General features: G+C 56.7%; 21 protein-coding genes. 4 read left to right on the forward strand and 17 right to left on the reverse strand.

Going from position 1 to position 20,471, the window contains the following annotated elements; translation table 11 throughout:
- The first annotated feature begins 63 nt into the window (after positions 1-63).
- Complete coding sequence (locus tag RAL88_RS09350) at positions 64-1,140, forward strand: C4-dicarboxylate TRAP transporter substrate-binding protein (RefSeq protein ID WP_306268994.1); 1,077 nt, start codon at positions 64-66, stop codon at positions 1,138-1,140.
- A gap of 75 nt (positions 1,141-1,215) precedes the next feature.
- On the opposite strand, the gene RAL88_RS09355 is transcribed toward RAL88_RS09350, so the two are convergent.
- The 3 genes from RAL88_RS09355 to RAL88_RS09365 are packed head-to-tail and all read right to left on the reverse strand — an operon-like array spanning position 1,216 to position 4,974.
- Positions 1,216-3,594, reverse strand: a complete 2,379-nt coding sequence (locus RAL88_RS09355; protein ID WP_306268995.1) for a xanthine dehydrogenase family protein molybdopterin-binding subunit — start codon at positions 3,592-3,594, stop codon at positions 1,216-1,218.
- On the reverse strand, positions 3,591-4,070 hold the full coding sequence (locus tag RAL88_RS09360) for a (2Fe-2S)-binding protein (protein WP_306268997.1): 480 nt from the start codon (positions 4,068-4,070) through the stop codon (positions 3,591-3,593). The genes RAL88_RS09355 and RAL88_RS09360 overlap by 4 nt, the downstream gene beginning before the upstream one ends.
- A gap of 4 nt (positions 4,071-4,074) precedes the next feature.
- Positions 4,075-4,974 (reverse strand): xanthine dehydrogenase family protein subunit M, encoded by a 900-nt coding sequence (locus RAL88_RS09365; protein ID WP_306268999.1) that lies wholly within the window; start codon positions 4,972-4,974, stop codon positions 4,075-4,077.
- 250 nt (positions 4,975-5,224) lie between these two features.
- Between RAL88_RS09365 and RAL88_RS09370 the strand changes: the two genes are divergently transcribed.
- Positions 5,225-5,749, forward strand: coding sequence for a peroxiredoxin-like family protein (locus tag RAL88_RS09370; protein ID WP_306269000.1), 525 nt, complete (start codon positions 5,225-5,227; stop codon positions 5,747-5,749).
- Positions 5,750-5,776: 27 nt separating this feature from the next.
- On the opposite strand, the gene RAL88_RS09375 is transcribed toward RAL88_RS09370, so the two are convergent.
- Complete coding sequence (locus RAL88_RS09375; protein WP_306269001.1) at positions 5,777-6,463, reverse strand: TetR/AcrR family transcriptional regulator; 687 nt, start codon at positions 6,461-6,463, stop codon at positions 5,777-5,779.
- A gap of 2 nt (positions 6,464-6,465) precedes the next feature.
- Positions 6,466-6,957, reverse strand: a complete 492-nt coding sequence (locus RAL88_RS09380; protein ID WP_306269003.1) for an OsmC family protein — start codon at positions 6,955-6,957, stop codon at positions 6,466-6,468.
- Between the two features lie 120 nt (positions 6,958-7,077).
- On the opposite strand from RAL88_RS09380, the gene RAL88_RS09385 reads away from it, so the two are divergent.
- Complete coding sequence (locus RAL88_RS09385) at positions 7,078-8,034, forward strand: cyclase family protein (RefSeq protein ID WP_306269005.1); 957 nt, start codon at positions 7,078-7,080, stop codon at positions 8,032-8,034.
- Between the two features lie 28 nt (positions 8,035-8,062).
- Here the strand turns inward: RAL88_RS09385 and RAL88_RS09390 are convergent, their stop codons facing one another.
- Positions 8,063-9,259 (reverse strand): FAD-dependent monooxygenase, encoded by a 1,197-nt coding sequence (locus RAL88_RS09390; RefSeq protein ID WP_306269007.1) that lies wholly within the window; start codon positions 9,257-9,259, stop codon positions 8,063-8,065.
- A gap of 79 nt (positions 9,260-9,338) precedes the next feature.
- Between RAL88_RS09390 and RAL88_RS09395 the strand changes: the two genes are divergently transcribed.
- The gene (locus tag RAL88_RS09395; protein WP_306269008.1) at positions 9,339-9,746 is read left to right on the forward strand and encodes a cupin domain-containing protein; all 408 of its coding nucleotides are present in this window, start codon (positions 9,339-9,341) and stop codon (positions 9,744-9,746) included.
- A 137-nt stretch (positions 9,747-9,883) separates the two neighbouring features.
- Here RAL88_RS09395 and RAL88_RS09400 read toward each other — a convergent pair whose 3' ends face one another.
- The 11 genes from RAL88_RS09400 to RAL88_RS09450 all read right to left on the reverse strand — a co-directional run bounded on the left by RAL88_RS09400 (position 9,884) and on the right by RAL88_RS09450 (position 20,415).
- Complete coding sequence (locus RAL88_RS09400) at positions 9,884-10,444, reverse strand: flavin reductase family protein (RefSeq protein ID WP_306269009.1); 561 nt, start codon at positions 10,442-10,444, stop codon at positions 9,884-9,886.
- A 55-nt stretch (positions 10,445-10,499) separates the two neighbouring features.
- Positions 10,500-11,210, reverse strand: coding sequence for an alpha/beta fold hydrolase (locus RAL88_RS09405; RefSeq protein WP_306269010.1), 711 nt, complete (start codon positions 11,208-11,210; stop codon positions 10,500-10,502).
- A gap of 13 nt (positions 11,211-11,223) precedes the next feature.
- On the reverse strand, positions 11,224-12,354 hold the full coding sequence (locus tag RAL88_RS09410) for a cobalamin-independent methionine synthase II family protein (RefSeq protein ID WP_306269011.1): 1,131 nt from the start codon (positions 12,352-12,354) through the stop codon (positions 11,224-11,226).
- Between the two features lie 24 nt (positions 12,355-12,378).
- Positions 12,379-13,344, reverse strand: a complete 966-nt coding sequence (locus RAL88_RS09415; protein WP_306269012.1) for a cupin domain-containing protein — start codon at positions 13,342-13,344, stop codon at positions 12,379-12,381.
- Positions 13,345-13,412: 68 nt separating this feature from the next.
- Complete coding sequence (locus RAL88_RS09420) at positions 13,413-14,381, reverse strand: nuclear transport factor 2 family protein (protein ID WP_306269014.1); 969 nt, start codon at positions 14,379-14,381, stop codon at positions 13,413-13,415.
- Positions 14,378-15,400, reverse strand: a complete 1,023-nt coding sequence (locus RAL88_RS09425; protein ID WP_306269015.1) for a LacI family DNA-binding transcriptional regulator — start codon at positions 15,398-15,400, stop codon at positions 14,378-14,380. Before RAL88_RS09425 ends, RAL88_RS09420 begins: the two co-directional genes overlap by 4 nt.
- 57 nt (positions 15,401-15,457) lie before the next feature.
- Entirely contained in the window at positions 15,458-16,765 is a 1,308-nt protein-coding gene (hisD, locus tag RAL88_RS09430) for a histidinol dehydrogenase (RefSeq protein ID WP_306269016.1), read from the reverse strand.
- Positions 16,762-17,274 (reverse strand): ester cyclase, encoded by a 513-nt coding sequence (locus tag RAL88_RS09435; protein WP_306269017.1) that lies wholly within the window; start codon positions 17,272-17,274, stop codon positions 16,762-16,764. Before RAL88_RS09435 ends, hisD begins: the two co-directional genes overlap by 4 nt.
- Before the next feature lie 166 nt (positions 17,275-17,440).
- A complete protein-coding gene (locus RAL88_RS09440) occupies positions 17,441-18,493 on the reverse strand; it encodes an ABC transporter ATP-binding protein (protein ID WP_306269018.1) in 1,053 nt (350 codons plus the stop codon).
- Positions 18,494-18,498: 5 nt separating this feature from the next.
- Positions 18,499-19,380, reverse strand: a complete 882-nt coding sequence (locus tag RAL88_RS09445; protein ID WP_306269019.1) for a carbohydrate ABC transporter permease — start codon at positions 19,378-19,380, stop codon at positions 18,499-18,501.
- A 12-nt stretch (positions 19,381-19,392) separates the two neighbouring features.
- Entirely contained in the window at positions 19,393-20,415 is a 1,023-nt protein-coding gene (locus RAL88_RS09450) for a carbohydrate ABC transporter permease (protein ID WP_306269020.1), read from the reverse strand.
- Positions 20,416-20,471: the final 56 nt, after the last annotated feature.

Here is a 20,471-nt window from a genome sequence, read left to right on the forward strand (position 1 = left end):
TGGCGCGTCCAACAGCGTCAGCCAACGGGGATCGTACCAAAACAACTCGGGAGGAAAAGAGTGTTGTTAAAAAAATCAGAACTGGCCACGGGCATCCTGGCCACAGCGTTCGCGTTTGCAGCCACAGCCGCCAGCGCCAGTGATACGATCACACTGCGCATTGGTGCCGGCCATCCAAACGGACCTGCAGTCTATGTAGCAGATGTGGCAGATTATTTTGTCCCTGAAGTCAAACGCCGCGTCGCTGAGGAAACCGACCACACGATAGAATTTGTCGAAGCCTATGGCGGTGCCATTGCTGGTGTAGCCGAAACCCTTGAATCCGTGCAGAACGGCATTCTCGACATCGGCGCCTATTGTTTCTGCTTTGAGCCGGCCAAACTGTTCCTGCACAATTTCCCTTATTACGCGCCCTTCGGCCCGCAGGATTCCGAGCAGGAAATGACTGCTGTTCGTGCGGTCTATGATGCCAATCCCTGGCTCACCGAAGTCTTTGAAAAAGAGTATGACCAAAAGCTGCTTGGCCTCCATGGCTGGGACAATTATCACCTTGGCACTACCGATCCCTGGGATACGGCAGAAGATCTCAAAGGTGTTAAAATCGGCGGAGCCGGGCCCAATCTGCCATGGCTGGAATATGCCGGTGCCGTGCCCGTCCAATCGACATTGCCGGATGGCTATCTGTCCCTGTCGACCGGCGTCTACAATGGCTGGCTGATGTTCCCGTCGGCCTATCTCGGCTTTAAATTCTACGAGCCCGCACCGAATTACACCTTGATCGGCTTTGGTGCCATGGGCGTCAATGGCCTGACCATCAACAGCAAATCCTATGCAAAACTGCCGGAAGATGTTCAAAAGATCATCACTGAAGTTGGCCGGGGCTATGAGACCCAATCCGGCATCTCCAACAATGCGCGGCAGAAATCCGGACTGGAAGGTCTGGAGAAAGTCGGAGCCAACATCAAGAAACTGGGTCCTGAAGCCCGCGCCGGATGGGCGAAATCGCTGGCAGAATTCCCCAAACGCCAGGCTGAAGATGCCGACGGACGCGGCATGCCGGGCACAGCAGTGATGCAATCCTACATCGATGCGGTCGATGCAACCGGATATGACTGGCCGTTCACCTATTCTCTGGAATAGGCTTTAGCGAGCAAACGCAAAAAGGGCGATCCGGCAGGATCGCCCTTTTTTATAAACAACCGTGCGACCGGAAAATCAGATCCGGCCCAGCGCCTTCAACACCCGTTCCGGCGTCATCGGCATCTGGTACAGGCTGGCATCAAGCGGGCGCAGCGCATCATTGACCGCGTTCAGAATCGCAGCCGGCGCACCACCGGTTCCTGCCTCACCGGCCCCTTTCGCACCAAGGGTCGAGGTTTTCGTCGGTGTCTCGACATGGCCGACGACGATATCCGGCATTTCGGCCGCCATCGGCACCAGATAGTCCGCCATTGTTGCATTCAGCATCTGACCGTCTTCAGAATAGATGCATTCTTCATACAGTGCCCCGCCAATGCCCTGCACCACGCCGCCGCGCACCTGTTCGTCAACCAGTTGCGGATTGATCACCCGGCCGCAATCTTCCACCGCCCAGAATTTCAGCACTTTGACAAAGCCGGTTTCAATGTCGACTTCGACATGGGCCGCCATCGCCCCATTGGTGAACACAAAGGGAAAATCCGTCACCCGGTAATGCCGAGTCGCCACAAGTTCCGGCTTCAGATCAGATGGCAGTTCATTGCCGCGATAATACACCATCCGCCCCAGATCGCTCAGCGCCATGCGTGAAGTCTCTGTGCCAAGATCGACAATTTCGCCGGCCTGAATGTCGAGTTTTGCAGCCTCGCTCTGCAGAATCACAGCGGCCACATCCAGCACCTGCTGCTTCAGCGCATAGGCGGCCTGCAACATGGCTTCACCGCCAATGCCGGCACCGCGCGACGCCCAGGTTCCACCACCATAAGGCACGGTCGCCGTGTCACCCGTGGTCACCCTGACCCGCTCAATATCGACGCCGAACACGCCGGCTGCAATCTGCGCCATAATGGCATTGGTGCCCTGGCCCTGTTCGGTGATGGAGGAGGAAACATGCAGCGCACCGCCGGCATCCAGCCGCACAGTGGCACCGTCCTGACTGGCAATCGCAGCACCGCCAGCGCCATAGAACATCGGGCTTGGATTGGTCACTTCGACCATCGATACCAGACCGATTCCACGATAGATGCCTTGCGCACGCAAACATTGCTGTTCCGCCCGCAACTCGTCATAGCCCATCGTCTCAACGAGTTTTTCCAGCGTCTTGTGATGTGACAGATCATCGAGTTTCATGCCGGAGGTTGAGGTGCAGGGATAGGCGTCATCGAAAATCAGATTGTGACGCCGCATCTCCACCACATCCATCCCGATTTTCCGCGCCGCATCTTCCAGCAGGCCATCAGCCACTGCCATCGCGATGGGGTGGCCCACAGCCCGGTACTGGCAGGTCAGATTCTTGTTCTGGAACACCACCTGGCCATGGGCGCGGTAATGCGCGATCCGATAAGGCGCACCGGTCAGGTTGAGGACCTGATTGCACTCAATGGCGCTGGTTCTGGGATACATCGAATACGGCCCGATCCCGGTCAGATCAAGAAAATCCAGAGCCACGATGGTGCCGTCTGCTTGGACCGCCATTTTCGCCGTTACCACATGGTCGCGGGCGTGAATGTCGGTGACAAAACTCTCATTGCGGTCGGCGATAAATTTGACCGGACGCTTCAGTAGCCTGGCTGCGGCCGCAGTCGCAATCTCGTCGCCATAGGTATGAATCTTGATGCCGAATGAGCCGCCGACATCATGTGACATCACCCGGACATTCTCCTCCGGCAGATCGAGATGATTCGACAGAATAAACTGCATCATGTGCGGCGCCTGGCCGGAATACCAAAAGCTCATCCGGTTTTCCGAGGGGTCGTAATCCACCACCGCGACACGCGGTTCCAGCGTCACACCGGTGTGACGGCCGAAGCGGAATTTGCGTTCCACAATGGTCACATCATCACGTGCAAAGGCGGCCTCGACATCGCCGGCCGTGACGGTCCGCTCCCAGGCAAGATTACTGCCCAGTTCTTCGTGGATCACAACCGCATCGGGTCCCAGGGCGGCCTCCATGTCACAGGCCGTCGGCAATGGATCGAGATCCAGCTCGACGAGCGCCGCCGCATCCTCTGCTATCGCCCGGCTTTGCGCCACCACCATCACCAGCGGCTCGCCCTGCCAGCGCGCCACATCCAGCGCAAGCGGCATTTGCGGCGGTGAACGCAGACCGGCCATATGGGTCAGCGTGCCGACATAGGGCTTGACGTGCGGCACCAGATCGGTGCCGCGATAGACCGCGATAACGCCGGGCAATTCCTGTGCGGCAGTCAAATCAATATCGATGATTCTGGCATGCGCATAGGGCGAGCGCACAAAGGCGGCATGAACCATCCTCGGCAGTTGCAGATCGTCGACATACCTGCCGCGGCCTTCCAGAAGACGGCGCGCATCGGCGCGCGGCACGGCGCGCCCGATATAGGAGTTCGGCTTGTCGAATATGGAAAGCGGACCACTCATGCTGCACCTCGTTGTTCAATAACGTCGCAAATGGCGTCGACAATCGATTGATAGCCGGTGCAGCGACAGTAATTTCCGGAGATATGATCGCGGATTGCAACCCGGTCGGCAGAACCGCCGGCCTCGATATATTCCAGAGCACTGGCCAGCATGCCCGGCGTGCAATAACCGCATTGCAGGGCATTGCGCATCTGAAATGCAGTGCGCAGTTCATCGCCACGCCCGCTGTCGGCCAGACCTTCCACAGTGGTCACCGTAGCGCCATCGGCCTGTACCGCCAGCATCAGGCATCCCCGCACCATGCTGCCATTGACTTCAAGTGTGCAGGCACCGCAGACACCATGTTCACATCCCACATGGGAACCTGTCAGTCCAACCTCATTGCGCAGAAAATCCACCAGGTTGAGACGCACCGGAACATTCGCTGTAATCTGCTCACCATTCACCAACAGGGTGATGTTGTTGGTTTGTGTCATCGTCTCACAACTCCGCTAAAGCGCGTCTTAAGACCACGCCGGACAAATGTTTCTTGGTTTCCGGCCGGGCATTGAGATCGCCCATGAAATCGATTTCGGCAAGGCTTGCCACTGCCCTGTCGATCGAGGCGGCATCGTCGGATCTGCTTCCGCACATTGCCGCTTCCGCGCCCGCAGCACGCACCGCCCTGTCGCTGACCGCGAAAAAGGCAATCCGGCAGCTCTCAATATCTGCTTTCCCGCGCGCCGCCACGGCGACGCCGGACATGGCATAATCGCCATGACGCCGCGCCAGTTCATAAAACGCAAACCGCTGCTCCGGCCGGGCTTTCGGAATCACAATTTCGGTGACCAGTTCGCCCTCTTCCAGGGCGGTTTCATAAATGCCGAGAAAAAAATCATCGGCACTGAAAATCTTTTCGCCGCTTTGCCCGAGCACCTTGATCCTGGCATCCAGTACCATCAGCAAGGCCGGCATTTCTGCGGCCGGATCGGCCAGCGAGACACTGCCTCCGATGGTACCCCGGTTGCGGATCGCGGCATGGGCGATATGTGGCAGCGCCATCGCCATCAGTGGAATGTGCTGCGCGACATCCTGCGAGACCTGCAATTCGGCATAGCGTGTCATCGCACCAATGATGACATCATCGCCGTCCAGCCGGATGCCCTTAAGCGTCTCGATATCATTCAGATCAACCAGCAGTCCCGGCTCGGCCATACGGAAATTCATCATCGGCATCAGGCTCTGGCCACCGGCCAGAACCATGGCCTCATCTCCGTTGTCACACAGTAATGCCAAAGCCTCTTCCAGCGATTGCGGGCGTTCATATCTGAAATCAGATGCTTTCATGCAGCGTTCCCCGTCCAGCACCGAGCCAGGCCGTGCAACAACACGGAAGCTCATAGCGGCCTCTTGACTTGAGACCCCATTTCTTATTTATCAATCTATAAATAAGAAATGCAAGGAAGGGAAGGGATCAACATCACTCGCACCCGGACAATTCCTGTCTGTTGACATCATACGCATTGCGGTTGGCAGATCCGATTCAGTGACAAACCGCCAATTTGACCGCCTCATACGGGGCAGCGGCACTGCCCTGCCAAACCGGCCACTGCCAAACCGGCCTTTTTGAATTTTTATTGGAGACGAAATGATGAGCAAGAAACTGACACCTGAACAACAGGCCCCTGCCTTGTCGCTGCCCACAGTGGATGGCGGCAACTGGTCGCTGGCCGACCAGACGCCTGAGACTTTCACCATGGTTGTGTTTTACCGGGGCTATCATTGTCCGGTCTGCAAGGCCTATCTCGACAAACTCGCCAAAATCGCCACAGCCTACGCGGAGGCCGGTTTCTCGGTCGTGGCCGTATCCATGGACAACGAAGAACGCGCTGCCAAATCCGTTGCTGAATGGGGTCTCAGCGGATTTCCCGTTGCCTACGGGCTGAGTGTTGAAACTGCCAGGGATTGGGGTCTGTGGATTTCAAAATCCATCAATGAAAATGAGGCCAATATTTTCTGCGAGCCCGGCCTGTTCTGGGTGCGCCCGGACGGCCGGCTCTATCTGATCGATATTTCAAATATGCCATGGGCGCGGCCGGATCTGGAGTTCCTTCACTCCAAACTCCCGTTTGTGATTGAAAAGGGTTATCCTGCACGCGGCACCTATACCGGTTAAAGCACATGACAAGGGGCCTGATACAGATCAGGCCCCTTCGCCCAACCGTGCCAGTTGAGCAATAAACCCATCCAGCGCCGCCTCGATCATGAAGGATCTATCCTCGAGGCTCGGAGCACGTTCATAGACCAGCTTTAAAACACCGAAATAGAATATGCCGCCATGCATCACCCAGGCATAATCGATCTCGCGCTCTGTCGCGTCGCGTGGCGCAAAACCTGCCTCGTGGCGGCATTCCCGGACAATCGGTTCCAGAATGCGCTGGCGCACAAGTTTCAGATAGCGGGCGTTGATATCAACGCCTTTCAGACCGGAAAACATAAAAATCCGCATCCAGTCACGGTTGAACACCACATCCGTATAGGCGTGGTAGAATTCCACCACCCGGTCCCGCACCGGACGCGACCGGTCCGCAAGCAGGTTTTCCCATTCGCTGCGCCAGCGGTTCAGATAAACCAGATTGTAGACCTCTAAAATCAGATCATCCTTGCTGGGGAAATACCGGTACAGCAACGGCTGGGTCACTCCCAGACGACGCGCCAGTTCCCGGGTCGAACTCTGAAACCCTTCCTCGGCAAAAAACTCGACGGCCTTGGAAATAAACTCCTGCCGTCTGGCTTCAGATGAAAGCCGGCGCCGCTTGGGCGGTTTTTGCCCCTCGGACGATTTGTTGGCCGGCAGGTTCGTGGCCGTTTCATCCGCACTGCTTGTCACTTTCAGGCCTCCTTCCATTCACCGTCAATTTTTAACCGGTGGCCCACTGCCAGGCCCTGCGCCAGTGTTTGCTCGATGAAGCAACCTTTCTTGGCATGATTGAGTAAGGTCTTTAACTCTGCTTCGCTCGCAGGGCTATCTATATCCACATCCAGATCAAAACCGACCGGGGCGGTCACATAAGGCTCAGACCCTTCCTGCTCGCCCTTCCAGTGCAGCTTTGCATGGACCTCAACTGAAACGAGTTCAATCCGCAGCCGTTTAGCAAACGCCCTGATCTGGGTCATCAGGCAGCCGGTCAGAGCGGCTGTAAACAGCGCCAGAGGCGGCGGTGCCGTGCCATCTCCACCATGAAACGGCCCTTCATCGGTAGCCAGTTCAAAGCTCTCTTTCATCATGGGCCATTCCACTGAAATATCATTGCGCATTTTGCCGCTGCTGCGCCCTGTTCCCTCGAATACCACGTCAAATCGCTTCTTTCCGGTTTCGCTCATACAATACTCCTGATCAAAAAATGCTGGCGTTAGTATTTACCTTATTCTTTATTTATCGTCTGATAAACACATGAAAGGGATTCGTTGAAATTCCTTCAGCACCAAGGCGGGAGTCCAATCATGACGAAACTTACCAGACAGGACATTTACGACACGGCCAAACAGCTCTCAAATTGGGGGCGCTGGGGCGATGATGACCAGATCGGCACGTTGAACAATATCTCGCCGCAGGACATCGTCGATGCAGCCGGACTGATCCGCAAGGGCAAGACCTTTGCGCTTGGATTGTCGCTGAAAGAAAAAATCCAGAGCGGCCTGTTCGGGGGCCGCTGGAACCTCATTCATCAAATGCTGGCCACTGGCACCGATGCGGTAGCGGGCGTTCAGGATGGCGACGGCAAGGCCTATCTGCGGTATGCTGACGACGCCATAAATGTGCCCTGCCAGGGTTCGACCCAGTGGGATGCGCTGTGTCACATTTTTCTCGATGACAAAATGTATAATGGTTTTGCCGCAACTGAAGTAACGGTCAACGGCGCAGGCAAACTGGGCATCGAGAATGTCCGCGACAAAATGGTCGGGCGCGGCGTGTTGCTTGATATCGCCCGCTGGAAAGGCGTGTCCTCACTTGATGACGGCTATCCCATCACCAATGCGGATCTGGATGAATGCGCAAAGGCACAGGGCGTGGAGGTGCGCAAAGGTGACTTTGTAATTGTCCGCACCGGACATCAGGAGCGTTGCCTGGCCTCCGGCGACTGGACCGGATATGCTGGCGGAGATGCTCCGGGGCTGGCCTTTGAGACCGCCCACTGGATCAAAAACTACGATATTGCGGCGATCTGTGCTGATACCTGGGGATGTGAAGTGCGCCCCAATGAGACCGATGAGGCAAATCAGCCCTGGCACTGGGTTGTGATCCCGGCAATTGGCATTTCCATGGGGGAAATCTTCTATCTTAAGGACTTGGCCGAGGACTGCGCCGAAGATGGTGTGTATGAGTTTTTCTTCACCGCACCACCGCTGCATGTTCCCGGCGCTGCCGGATCTCCGATAAATCCGCAGGCGATCAAATAGTGCGCGATGCGGGCTTGAGCACCTGAAATCAGCCGAAATCGGCGATAGCGGTTTTCCGCATGATTTCTTCAAGATTGGGGTTTGACCTGCCATCGCGGTTTGTCCCGGTGGCAGGGTCTTCAAAAATGAAGCGGCCGAGTTTGCGTGAGCGTTCAAACGCCGCTTTTGCCGCCGGTACCCGCTCGGCAGAATAGGCCTCCAGTGCGTCTTCCACTGAGCCCTGCTCAAGCTGGCGGGCAAGGCAGAGCGCATCACTGGCAGCCTTTGTCACCCCCATCCCGACATGGGGTCGGGCTACACATGCTGCATCCCCGGCAAGCGCAACCCGGCCTTCCGCCATGCGGGGAGAGTGATGATCATAGATCGGCGTAAAGAACGGACGCTCGCTTTGCGCCAGCACCTCGACGAAAGCCTGTGGCAGAATTTCACCCGCTTCGCGTTCCATTCGCTGCAGCACCGCTTCGCGAATAAGCGGCGGTGGAATCGAGAGTGCATGGTGCCGGCCGCTCTCGTCAGTCAGCATGTCCGCCAGCTGCTGCGCAGATACAGGCGCATACCAGACAAAATTATACCGTCTGTGACCGGGACGCAGATCATTGCCAGCACCGGCGATCGGATAGCCCACAATCTGTGTGCCGGTGGGTAGAAAAAACCCGAATTTATCAAAAATCAGTTTGAGCAGACCGGTGCTGAAATCGGCTTCATCTGCCAGCGCGCGCCACACCACATAGCCGGAATATTGCGGCGTGATCTGAGGCAGCATCCAGCTGCGCACCACCGAGCGGAAACCATCACAGCCGACTAGAATGTCGGCCTGCGCGGTCTCACCATTTTCAAACCGGACTTCCACTCCGTCTTCTGACTGGCTGTAGCCGGTCACGGCGCAGCCAAGATGATGATGTTCATCCGGCAAAATACGGCGCAGCAACTGATGAATGCGGTCCCATGAGGTGACAGTCTGGAAATAGGGCAGGCTGGCCACCTCGCCGCCTTGCAGATCAAACGCCACACGCTCATGCACATCCACGCCCAGAGCTTCACTGCCGGCACCAACATTGTTCAAGGCATCGATCAGGATGTCATGTGTGACAATTCCTGCACCCCTGCCGGCCAATTCAACCGAACTGCGTTCAAAAACGTCAACCTGCCATCCATGCGCACGCAGAGCGGCAGCGGCAAACAGCCCGCCGATGGAACCACCACAGATTATCGCCGTTCGTGTCACAGAACCACCTTTCATCAGGGGCTGGAAATTTATTATTTATCGATCTATAAATAATGCAAGCTAACCGAAGGACATCATAATGGCCACACCCAAACCAAAACCACAGGATGGATTTTCGTCTCCGCACTGGACGCCGGAACTTGTTAGCGAGCTCAAAAGCGCAGCCCGCAACGGCAATGTCGGATCACGACTTGTCAGCGAAAGTGATCGTGCCAGAGTCTGGTTGATTGAGATGCAGCCTGGTGAGCGGCTGCCGTTCCACACCCATGTGCTGGATTATTTCTGGGTCGCGACATCACGGGGACAAGCGCGCTCGCGCTATGCCGACGGCAAGGTGGCCGAAGTCAGCTATGATGTGGGAGACACCAAGCACTTCCACTTTGGTGCCGGTGAATCGATGACCCATGATCTGGAAAATATCGGCGATACGGTGCTGACATTCACCACAGTTGAATATCTCGATGAAGGCAAGGAGCCGCTTTTGTAGCAGCCTGCTTCGCCGGTTCAAAGCGCCGCTCATGGTCGACCGCAAGCACATCGCCCACTAAGGCACAGGCCGCAACGATCCGCGCCGCACTGGCTGCTGTCAGAAGCCCCAGCCATCGCCGGCCAGGGCATTTCTGATCATTCTGTGGCCGTTGTGGAGAACGAGGCCAGTTTGCCCTTGCCGTAAACCAGTGGCGCATGATCGCTGTGCCGGTGGGCCCGGACTTCGCCAAGAATAATCTCGTGGTCACCGCCTTCATAAGTGCGATAGGTGGAGCATTCCAGCGTGGCTGCACAATCGCTGATCACCGGGACGCCTGCAAAACCCTGCTCCCAGTTCAATCCGTCAAACCGCTCGGCCACCGGTGCAGAGAAAATCTTGCACAGACCCTCTTGTTCGGCTGACAGAATGTTGATGGCGAAACCGCGATGTGCTCTGAAATCGGGCAGACTGCCGGCCGACAGCGCCAGACTCCACAGCACCAGAGGCGGTGCCATCGATACCGAGTTGAAGGAACTGATGGTCAGACCGACTGGAGCGCCGTTGCGGCCAAGCGTCGTGACAATGGCCACGCCCGTGGGAAAGCAGGACAGCGCCTTGCGCAGTTCCAGCGGATCGACTTCACCTTGCATATGTCCTGTCATCGCATTCATCACATTGCCCTCTTTGCTGTCACTGACAATAATGCGGACCTCCATAAGATCAAATTATAATAAATGATTTTTGCCATTAATAAATTGAATGCGCATGGTCTCAAACCGACCGGGCCAGCCAATCACTCAGCGCCGCATTAACAGCACCGGGATTTTCCAGCGGCGTGATGTGACCGGCATCCGGTACAGGCACCAGTTGCGCAGTCTTCACCAGCGCTGCCATCTCAAGGTGGCGTTGCGGCGTGCACAGCGTATCCTCAACACCGTGAAGAATCAGTGTGGGCGCCAAAACCGCCATCAGGGTTCCGGTCTGGTCAGGGCGGTCGCGCAGCGCCAGCGACTGATCGACAAACACATCACGGCCAAGCCCCATCGCCATATCAATCAACAGCGCCAGCAATTGCTTGTTGTCGCGGTGCCGCGCTGCCAGATAATTCGGTTTCATTTCCTCGACAATCACCTGCCGCAGAGCGCCGCCGCGCACGGCCGCGATTTGGGTGTCGCGGATTTGTCGCCGCTCCGGCGCATCGGCCAGGTGATTGGTGTCGAGCAGCGCCAGCCGGGCAATCCGCTGCGGCGCAAGGCGCGCCATTTCCATCGCCACGATCCCGCCCATCGACAATCCGGCTAGATTAAGGTTGCGATCTGGCAAATCCTGCAGAATTTGATCTGCCAATTGCGTGACCGAGGCAGCCCCGGTCAGCGCGGCGACGCGGACATCACAGACCGGCTCAAACGCTGCAAGCTGTGGTGCAAACAATCTGGCATCACACATCATCCCCGGCAGAAACAGCAAAATTTCTCTGGTCATTTTATCCGGTTCATCATCCGCGCGAGGCCAGAGCTGCGCCCTCTGACAGCGCCTTCAGCTTGGCATAGGCAATATCAGAATCAACCGCGCCAAATCCGGCAAAGGTGCCAAAGCCGCAATCAGATCCGGCGATCACCCGGTCCGCTCCTACAATATCGGCAAACCTGCCAATGCGCTGCGCCACCAGTTCCGGATGCTCGACAAAATTCGTCGTCGTATCAACCACACCCGGCACCAGAATCTTGCTGTCGGGTATGTCCGATTCGCGGTCGCGGAACACGGTCCATTCATGGGCATGCCGCGGATTGGAAGTCTCAAACAGCACATAGCGCGCTTTCGCCTTCATCAATGTGCCGAAAACCTTTGCCATATCGATGTCGCAGACATGGGGCCCTTCATAATTGCCCCAGCAGATATGAATCCGGACCTTGTCTTCCGGCACATCCTGCAGCGCATGATTGAGCGCTTCCACATGGCTTTCGGCAATGCTGATGAATTCCGCATCCGACAGATCGCTGAACAGCATATGCCGCGACAGCGCAAGATCCGGACAATCCAGTTGCAGCTCCAGACCCGAGGCGACGATGGTTTCATATTCCGTCTTCATGGTGTCGGCGAGTGCCGCCAGATAGGCTTCCCGTGTCGGATAATGGGCATTTTGCAGAAACAGCGAAATCACCCCCGGCGAAGCGGCATTCATGAAACCTCTGGCAACACCATGTTGCGCCATTGCCACCTTCAGATTGGCGATGTCTTTCTGCAACTCGCCCTGCCCCTTCGACACCACCGGACCGGTGCATTTCGGCCGGGCATATTTGGGGGTGCCGCCATCATCCGCGAGCCGCTTCAGGAATGAAGGAAACAGTTTCAAATCGCCCGGCGCATTGCGCTCGCTGTCGCCGGAAAACCCGCTATAGCGGTCCTTCACATAGGTCGCGTAAGAGATTTTCGAAGTCTCGCCATCGGATACAATGTCAATCCCGGCCTCCACCTGCCGTCCCACCGTTGCCACAACCGCTTCAGCCATGGCAGCGTCGAACGCGGCTTCATCAAACGGTTCTCCATGTTCTCTGGCAAAAATGAAATCCACGACTTTCTGGCTGCGCGGCAGTGACCCGACATGCGTAGTCAGAATTTTCGTCATCTTGAATGTCCTTGCTTGAACCGGTTAAAGCCCGTGAGTGGAACCTGCCGCATCATCTGTATTGCGCACCCGGAACAGACTGGCTTCACCAGTCATGGAAGGAGTAATGCTGCGCTTCAAGCCGGGCGGCACAGCGAAGGTGTCGCCAGGTGCAAGCACTGTTTCAAAGCCTTCCATGGCCACCCGCCAGTGGCCGCGCATGACCATCAGCACTTCATGGCGATCAATGCTGTAAAAATCCGCTGAAATGGAATTGCGTGCAATCAGATCAACTTCAAAACCCGGCCGGTCTTTCAGCAGCCCGTTGCCACCGATCACTTCTGCCGGCTGATGATCCGCCATCGCCATCATGTCCTGATAGCGCGCGACGAAATCCGGCACCACTTCACTGGTCTTGTATTCCTTGAATTCTTTCAGATCCGCCGCGCTCAGAACCGTCATCGGTTTGACGCCCTTGGGCAGGCTCTGGCCTTTTTTGGAATCATATAGTTTGCCATTATCCCCCAGCACCAGACCATGTGCTTTTGCGTCCTCGATTACCTGGGGCGCCCAGAGCACACCGCCACCGGCATCGTCACCGCCCAGTATCGCCATGATCATTCCGTAGTCGGTGCCGATATTCTCAAAGCCACGGAAAATGCCGGTCGGAATATTGAAGATATCGCCCTCTTCCAGAATCACCTCGCCGGCCGTACCCCAGCGCCCCCAGAAAAACCGCCAGCGGCCCTTCAGCACATAGAACACTTCTGCGGTGTGGTGCGAATGCAGCGAGTTGCGACATTTCGGCGGTTGCCCAGCCGCGCCGATATTGAAGCCCGGTGTTTCGGTGATGTGAACATGCTGATCCGCACTTTCCGACACGCCGCCGCCGATAATGGTGAAATTCTCTTTCTGGTCCGAGCCGGGCGTATGGGCATCGATGAAAGCTGTCTTGCAGGGTTTCAGTTCTCCATACCGAACAATGCGGGACTCAAAATCTTGCGGTGTCATGTCAGTATCTTTCAAAATTTGGCTGTGTCGAAGGGCGGCATCGAGGCATTGAAGGAAGGTAAAGCCGTTCAGCCGGTTTGCATCAGGATCTGCTTCCAGATCGAAACTTCATCAAACAGGGTAAATTCACGGCGCAGCCCATAAGGTCCGAACTCGGCATGGCTGAAGCCCATCACATAGACATTTGCCCCGGTTGGCTTGCCGAACATGCCGGTGCCCTCATGGCTGCCATGCAGGCTCCAGCGGATCGCCGCCCGCGGCGACAGCATCGCATCTTCCCGGCCGATCTGATGATCAATGCTGAATTTGGCATTGGGAAACGAAGAGCGCAGGCTCATCCACAGCCATTCCGCATCGGCCCAGGAATGGCCGGTGACGCCGCTGGGATGTTCGATTTGGCAGGCACGGTCATAGCGGGCGCGGATCACCGTCATATCCTTGTCCATGATGGCGTTCAAAATCTCGCCGAACCGGGCACCCCATTCATTGTCGTTACCCTTGCCATGGTAGCCGCCATCGACATCCTGATCCGGAGTGAAAGGCCGCACACAAGTCTCGGCACCACCTTCCCGTGCAATCAGCTGACGGGCAAAGGCTTTCGGCTTCATGCCAAGCTGGCGCACCAGCGCGGCATTGTCCCGTGTCAGCCATTCATCATAGATGACATCATCTTTGGCGGCGCAATCGGCAATGGCCCGCACCGCAAAGGATTTCCCCGTCGGTTTTCCGAAATAGCCGTAGCCGCTATGCGTCCCGGTGGTCATCAGCCGGTGAGACGACAGGAAGCCGTCCTTCTCATTACCCGACCAGATCACATCCTCGCCAAGCAGTTCACGGTCGGGAAACTCCGCCAGTGTCGCCAGCGTGCCATTGATGGTCGCCTGATTGCCAATCGAAATCCCCGATGGCATCCGCACCGGTATCCTCTCACCATAGGTGTGGTTGAGGGTCGCGATGCCGCGGTCTTCCCAGATTTCCTTGGTGACCCCGATAATATAATCCGGCAAGTCTTTCCAGCGGTTTGAAAAACCCTTCATAGTGGCCATCCTTCGGGAATTCTGGCTGATTTTCGCACGATCAGAGGTCCGTCAATGGCGACCCTGCGCGGCTTGAATTTGCCGGTTGAAATTTGCGTCATCAGAATTTTCACTGTTTCATCCACCATCCGGTTGGAGGGCTGGCGCACAGTGGTCAGAGCAAAACTCGGCCAGCTTGCCAGGCCGACATCATCATAGCCAACCACAGAGACATCCTCCGGCACCGACAGACCGAACTCGGAGCGCACGGTTTCCATCACCGCCAGCGCCATATGGTCATTGGCGACAAACACCGCGTCCGGCAGTACCGGCTTTTCAAACATCCGGCGGGCGGCCTGCTGGGTCAGATCAAAATGAAAATTGCCAACCTCGCGGGCAAACAAGCTCACTCCCGCATCGGCCAGACCGTCGAGAAATCCCTGCTCCCGGTCACGCTGGGTCGAAGCGCCTTCCCAGCCGGCAATATAGCCGATGCGCTGATGCCCGCCGGCCAGCAGAAATTCCGCCACCCTGCGCCCGCCGGTGTGGTTTTCCGAAGTCACCGCCGACAGTCTCTCATCGTCCTGGCTGCGGTTGAACAGCACAACCGGAATCCCGGCATTGCAGCACCGAGTTGTCAGCTCCGATGACATCGAAACCGAGGCCATGACAATTCCATCGACCTGATAATCCAGCAATTCCTCCAGCAGCTGATCGACATTATCTGCGGTCAGCGTCGCCATGAAAATCAGCACATGGTAGCCTTCGGCCTGCAGCGCATGAGACAGTTTCTCCACCGCTTCGGGATAGAACTGGTTTTCAAAATAGGCGACCACCAGGCCGATAATTTTGGAGCGCCCGGTAATCAGTGAACGCGCCAGGATATTCGGCCGGTAGCCCAGCGCGTCAGCCGCTACCCGCACCTTGTCGGCCATGCGCGGAGACACGCTAGCGCCCGGCGTAAAAACGCGGCTTACCGCCGACTGGCTGACGCCCGCCAGTTTGGCCACATCCAGCGATGTTGCTGCTTCTCTAGCCATCAATTCCGCTCTGTTCTGCAACCGCTTTGCGGCAGCATTGTCTGATATGCATCCGCTTTATTTCGCCGCCTCTCCATAGCCTACATTCTGGCCGCCATAGCGCCTGACCCTGACATTGGCCTGTTCGGCATGGCCGACAAAGCCTTCCAGCAGGCAGAGCCGCGAGCAATACGAGCCAATGCTGGCGGCAGCCTCATCGGTGGTGATCTTCTGATAGGAATGGGTTTTCAGAAACTTGCCGACCCAAAGACCGCCGGTATAGCGCCCCGCCTTTTTGGTCGGCAGGGTGTGATTGGTGCCGATCACCTTGTCGCCATTGGCAACATTGGTGCGCACCCCCAGAAACAGCGCGCCATAGGACTGCATATTATCGAGGAACCAGTCATCGCGATCCGTCATCACCTGAACATGTTCAGAGGCAATATCATTGGCCACATCCAGCATTTCCTCATAGCTGTCGCAGACAATCACCTCGCCATAATCCTGCCAGCTGACAGAGGCGGTATCGGCGGTTGGCAGGATCTGCAGCAGCCGCTCGATTTCCGCCAGTGTCTCGTCCGCCAGCTTGCGTGAATTGGTCACCAGAATTGCCGGGGAATTATAGCCGTGCTCGGCCTGACCCAGCAGATCGGTAGCGCAGATTTCCGCATCCACCGTTTCATCGGCAATCACCATGGTTTCCGTGGGACCGGCAAACAGATCAATTCCGACACGGCCGTAAAGCTGCCGCTTGGCTTCAGCGACAAAGGCATTGCCCGGCCCGACCAGCATGTGCACCGGCTCAATGGTTTGCGTGCCGATGGCCATCGCCCCGACCGCCTGAATGCCGCCCATCACATAAATCTCATGGGCCCCGCCCAGATGCATCGCCGCAATCACCGCCGGGTTAGGCTCGCCCTTGAAAGGCGGCGTGGCGGCAATGATCCGCGGCACACCGGCAACCGATGCCGTCGCCACCGACATATGCGCAGAGGCAACCATCGGAAACTTGCCGCCCGGCACATAGCAGCCCACCGACTGCACCGGGATGTTCTTGTGTCCCAGAATGACGCCCGGCAGGGTTTCGATCTCGATATCAAGCATTGAATCGCGCTGCGCCTGGGCGAAATTGCGCACCTGGGCCTGGGCAAATTTGAGATCTTCCATATCGCGTGCACTGACCCGCGCCATCAGCGCTTCGATCTCCGACTGGCTCAGCTTGAAGGAGGCCGGCGAATAGGAATCAAACTGCTCGCTCATCTCCCGCACCGCCACATCGCCGCGTTGCTCGATATCGCTCAGCGCCGCCTCAACCACACTGCGCACCTTGGCATCATCCTTGGCCCGGTCTGCCTGAGCTTTACCTTGTTTTATGCGTTCAATCACGAGCCTGTTCCTTGCGCTAAACTGTGCGGTGGGATTCTGCTGCCGTCGTCGAAGGCTTCCCAGCCTTCGCCGTTGAAAACATCGACACCGAGTTGCGCAAGCACCTGCGGGTAATCAACCGAGACCCAATTATCCGCAATCTTGCCCTCACGCACTTTCCAGAAATCCATATAGGGAATTTTGACCCGCTTCCCGGTCGGCGCAATGCTCATGAACGGCCCGGAATGGGTTGCCTCGATATGGCCGAAACAGGAAGCCCACTCCCCGTCAGCCAGAAATTTTTCGGTTCTGTAGGCCCGCTCGGTAAAGGCGGCACGCAGCGGCAATTGCCAATGCTCGCGAAACGCCTCGACACCGTGTTTGGTGCCGCAGCCGCGATTGCCCATCCAGCGAAAATCATCATGGAAATACGGCGTCATGTCGCTTTCATTATCGCCCAGCGCCTGCTCCATCCGCTGAATCACAGCCAGGGTCTGTTGTGATCGGATATCGTGGTCTTCAGCTGACATTCAATGCGTCCTTTCCAGCTTGCCGAACAGATCGTAGCCAGGTTGGGGATGTGAAAAAGCACTCAGAAAAGCGTGGTAATTCGCTCGGTCATCGGATCGCTGTTGAGTAACTGAAGTCATTTTTTCCTCATTGCCGGCAAGGCCATCCTGCAGATCAAGCCGGACTTCATGCTGTCAGGCGTTCGCCGCTCTCCGCATCAAACAAATGACAGATGCCAGCCGGCACCGACGCGCTCATCGGATCTCCGATCTCGGCGGTAAAGTCCTTGTCCGCCTTGATTGCCACAATCGCGCCCCCGGCCCGCATCGTCACCATCGAAGCTTCGCCGAGCAACTCCATGGAATAGACCGGAGCATTGATCTGCGCTTTGTCATTCGTCAGCGCTGCATCCTCCGCTCGAAAGCCCAGAGTGATCCTGCCGGAATGGCTGGTTGGCAGACCACTGATTTCAACATGGTCGGCGCTGAACACGCCATTGCTCATGGTGCCGTCCATCAAATTCATCGCCGGCGTTCCCATAAATCCGGCGACGAAGGTGTTGGCAGGATTGTTATAAATCTCTTTGGGGGTTCCCAATTGTTGCACAACACCATTGTTCATCACCACAACCCGGTCTGCCAGCGTCATCGCCTCGATCTGATCGTGGGTCACATAGATTGTGGTGGTTTTCAGTTCGTGCTGCAGGTTCTTGATCTGCGCCCGGGTTGAGACACGCAGCTTGGCGTCGAGATTTGACAGCGGTTCATCCATCAAAAACACCGTTGGCTCGCGCACAATGGCGCGGGCCAGCGCAACACGCTGGCGCTGACCGCCGGACAGATCCGCCGGACGGCGATGCACGAAATCCTGCAACTCCACCATGTCGACGGCGCGCTGCACCCGCTCCTGATGGGTGGCCGGATCGACTTTTCGGATTTTTAGCGGAAAGCGGATATTCTCCCACACGGTCATATTCGGATACAGCCCGTAGGACTGGAACACCATCGCAATGTCGCGGTCTTTCGGCTCCAGATTATTGACCTTGCGATCGCCGATAAAAATCTCGCCTTCCGTGACATCCTCCAGCCCGGCAATCATCCGCATCGTCGTTGTCTTGCCGCAGCCGGACGGCCCCAGCAGAACCAGAAATTCACGGTCAGCGATGTCCAGATTGAAATTCTTGACGCCGACGAAGGAGCCCCAGCGCTTGTTGACATTTTTGAGCGTAATTCCCGCCATTTACTTCACCCCTTCACGGCGCCAGCGGTCAGGCCGCTGACAATCTGTCGCTGGAAGAACATAACCAGCACGAATAGTGGCGCCGTCACCGACACAACTGAAGCCACTGCAAACATCACATTTCCCTTGGTCTGAGTGGTGCCGAGGAAACTGGCGATCTTGGGCACCATCGTCTGGTTATCCTTCGACAGCAGCATCGCCGTCACGGCGAAATCATTGTAGGCCAGCAGCAGTGAAAACAGCCCCGTGGTGATCACTCCCGGCCACATCACCGGAATGATGACATGGCGGAAGGCCTGAAAATGAGTGCAGCCATCGACCATTGCGCTTTCATCCAGATCTTTGGGAATGTTGCGAAAGAACGCTGTCAGCATCCACAGGGTGAAGGGCTGATTGATCGCCACAAGAACAATGATTGCGGTCGGCAGATGGCCCCACAGGTTCCACTGATAAAACGGCAGCAGATAGCCCGACACCAGTGCGATTGGCGGCATCGCGCGGAACACCAGCGCCAGCAGCAGCAGCCAGAAGGCATAATCTTTGCCGGACCGCGACAGGGCATAGCCGCCAAGGGTTCCGAATGTCAGGGAAATGCTGACCACAAACACCACCACAATCACCGTATTCAGGGCAGCTTTCCAGAATTCCTCCTGGACCCATGCCCCCTCATAACCCTGACCGGTAAAGGCACCTCCCGTTTCAATCTGGGTCAGGTGGCCGAAAATGGCCCAGCTCCAATCGGCTTTGGAGAAGAAATCCCCCTCCACCTTGAAAGAGCCCCAGAAGGTCCAGAAAAATGGAAATGCTGCGATAATGAACCAGACCACAAGAAACGTGATTGCCACAATGCGCAGAATGGGCGGCTTTCTGTCTGCAACTGAACTCATCGCTCACTCTCCCTATTTGCGCTGGAAATCACGCCAGGTGCGGATCAGCACCGGCGACAGAAGAATGACAACACCAACAATGGTCAGAACCGAGGTCGCGGCGGCCGAAGACAGCAGCCGGGTTTCGCCGCCCAGATCCTGATATATGAAATAGGACAGCGATTGGGCGTGGGCTTCGGCGTTGAAACTGACAATCGGCTCGAACACTCGGAAATTATCCATGATTTTGATCAGTGCCAGAAAGGTGGTCAGCGGCAGCAGATGCGGCAGAACCACATAGCGGATGCGCTCCCAGTTCGACGCACCGTCAATCATCGCTGATTCCAGCGTATCCCTGGGCACGGTCTGCAGACCGGCATAATAAACCACAAAGGCAAATGGTGCCGTGCTCCAGATGCCATAGACCATCAGCATCACCCAGGTCAGCGTGGTTGACGCTTTCAGCGACAGATTCGGATCACCGGCCAGATATTGCAGGAAAGTCCCGATGATACCGCGCGCATCGATCATCCAGAACAGGATCAGCGCTCCGATCAGCGGCGTGATGATCATCGGCAGAAGCGAGAAAAAGATCATCGGCCCGCGCAGCATCTTCGGCAGCGTATTCACCGCTACCGCAATGCCAAAGCCGAGTATGATCGCACCTGGCGTCACAATTGCAGTATATGTCAGGGTAAAGGCCAGCGCCCCATACAGCGGCAGATTCAGCAGCCGGCTGAAAAACTCCGACCATGTTTCCGATCCGCTCCAGGCCGCGCTGACTTCGTTTGTCGCAAGGTGGCCCCGGTTGAGATAGGTCTCCGCCCCGGAGAACCGTCCCAATGGCGCTTCCTCCCACAATTCCCGCGTGGCTTCCTGATCAATCGTCGTTGCCTTCTTGCAGCCGAAAATATCGCAGTTTTCCACTTCCACGATGACCTGATCGTGGCTGACATAGAGCGACTGAATCAGAACCGATACCACCGGCAGGGCAATGAACAGAAACATCGCCGTCAGCGAAGGCAGGAAAAACAGCAGAAATGTCTTGTGTTTCATGGGTCAAATTGCGGCAATCAATGCGCACCTGTTGAACTGGTCTGGACGGGCAAAAT

The organism is Pararhizobium sp. IMCC3301 (assembly GCF_030758315.1).
GTDB lineage: Bacteria > Pseudomonadota > Alphaproteobacteria > Rhizobiales.

Excerpts from the sequence above, each read along its gene's own strand:
- RAL88_RS09355 (WP_306268995.1), bottom strand. The coding sequence starts at position 3,594 with ATGAGTGGTCCGCTTTCCATATTCGACAAGCCGAACTCCTATATCGGG.
- RAL88_RS09360 (WP_306268997.1), bottom strand. The coding sequence starts at position 4,070 with ATGACACAAACCAACAACATCACCCTGTTGGTGAATGGTGAGCAGATT.
- RAL88_RS09365 (WP_306268999.1), bottom strand. The coding sequence starts at position 4,974 with ATGAGCTTCCGTGTTGTTGCACGGCCTGGCTCGGTGCTGGACGGGGAA.
- RAL88_RS09370 (WP_306269000.1), top strand. The coding sequence starts at position 5,225 with ATGAGCAAGAAACTGACACCTGAACAACAGGCCCCTGCCTTGTCGCTG.
- RAL88_RS09380 (WP_306269003.1), bottom strand. The coding sequence starts at position 6,957 with ATGAGCGAAACCGGAAAGAAGCGATTTGACGTGGTATTCGAGGGAACA.
- RAL88_RS09385 (WP_306269005.1), top strand. The coding sequence starts at position 7,078 with ATGACGAAACTTACCAGACAGGACATTTACGACACGGCCAAACAGCTC.
- RAL88_RS09395 (WP_306269008.1), top strand. The coding sequence starts at position 9,339 with ATGGCCACACCCAAACCAAAACCACAGGATGGATTTTCGTCTCCGCAC.
- RAL88_RS09400 (WP_306269009.1), bottom strand. The coding sequence starts at position 10,444 with ATGGAGGTCCGCATTATTGTCAGTGACAGCAAAGAGGGCAATGTGATG.
- RAL88_RS09405 (WP_306269010.1), bottom strand. The coding sequence starts at position 11,210 with ATGACCAGAGAAATTTTGCTGTTTCTGCCGGGGATGATGTGTGATGCC.
- RAL88_RS09410 (WP_306269011.1), bottom strand. The coding sequence starts at position 12,354 with ATGACGAAAATTCTGACTACGCATGTCGGGTCACTGCCGCGCAGCCAG.
- RAL88_RS09415 (WP_306269012.1), bottom strand. The coding sequence starts at position 13,344 with ATGACACCGCAAGATTTTGAGTCCCGCATTGTTCGGTATGGAGAACTG.
- RAL88_RS09420 (WP_306269014.1), bottom strand. The coding sequence starts at position 14,381 with ATGAAGGGTTTTTCAAACCGCTGGAAAGACTTGCCGGATTATATTATC.
- RAL88_RS09425 (WP_306269015.1), bottom strand. The coding sequence starts at position 15,400 with ATGGCTAGAGAAGCAGCAACATCGCTGGATGTGGCCAAACTGGCGGGC.
- RAL88_RS09435 (WP_306269017.1), bottom strand. The coding sequence starts at position 17,274 with ATGTCAGCTGAAGACCACGATATCCGATCACAACAGACCCTGGCTGTG.
- RAL88_RS09440 (WP_306269018.1), bottom strand. The coding sequence starts at position 18,493 with ATGGCGGGAATTACGCTCAAAAATGTCAACAAGCGCTGGGGCTCCTTC.
- RAL88_RS09445 (WP_306269019.1), bottom strand. The coding sequence starts at position 19,380 with ATGAGTTCAGTTGCAGACAGAAAGCCGCCCATTCTGCGCATTGTGGCA.
- RAL88_RS09450 (WP_306269020.1), bottom strand. The coding sequence starts at position 20,415 with ATGAAACACAAGACATTTCTGCTGTTTTTCCTGCCTTCGCTGACGGCG.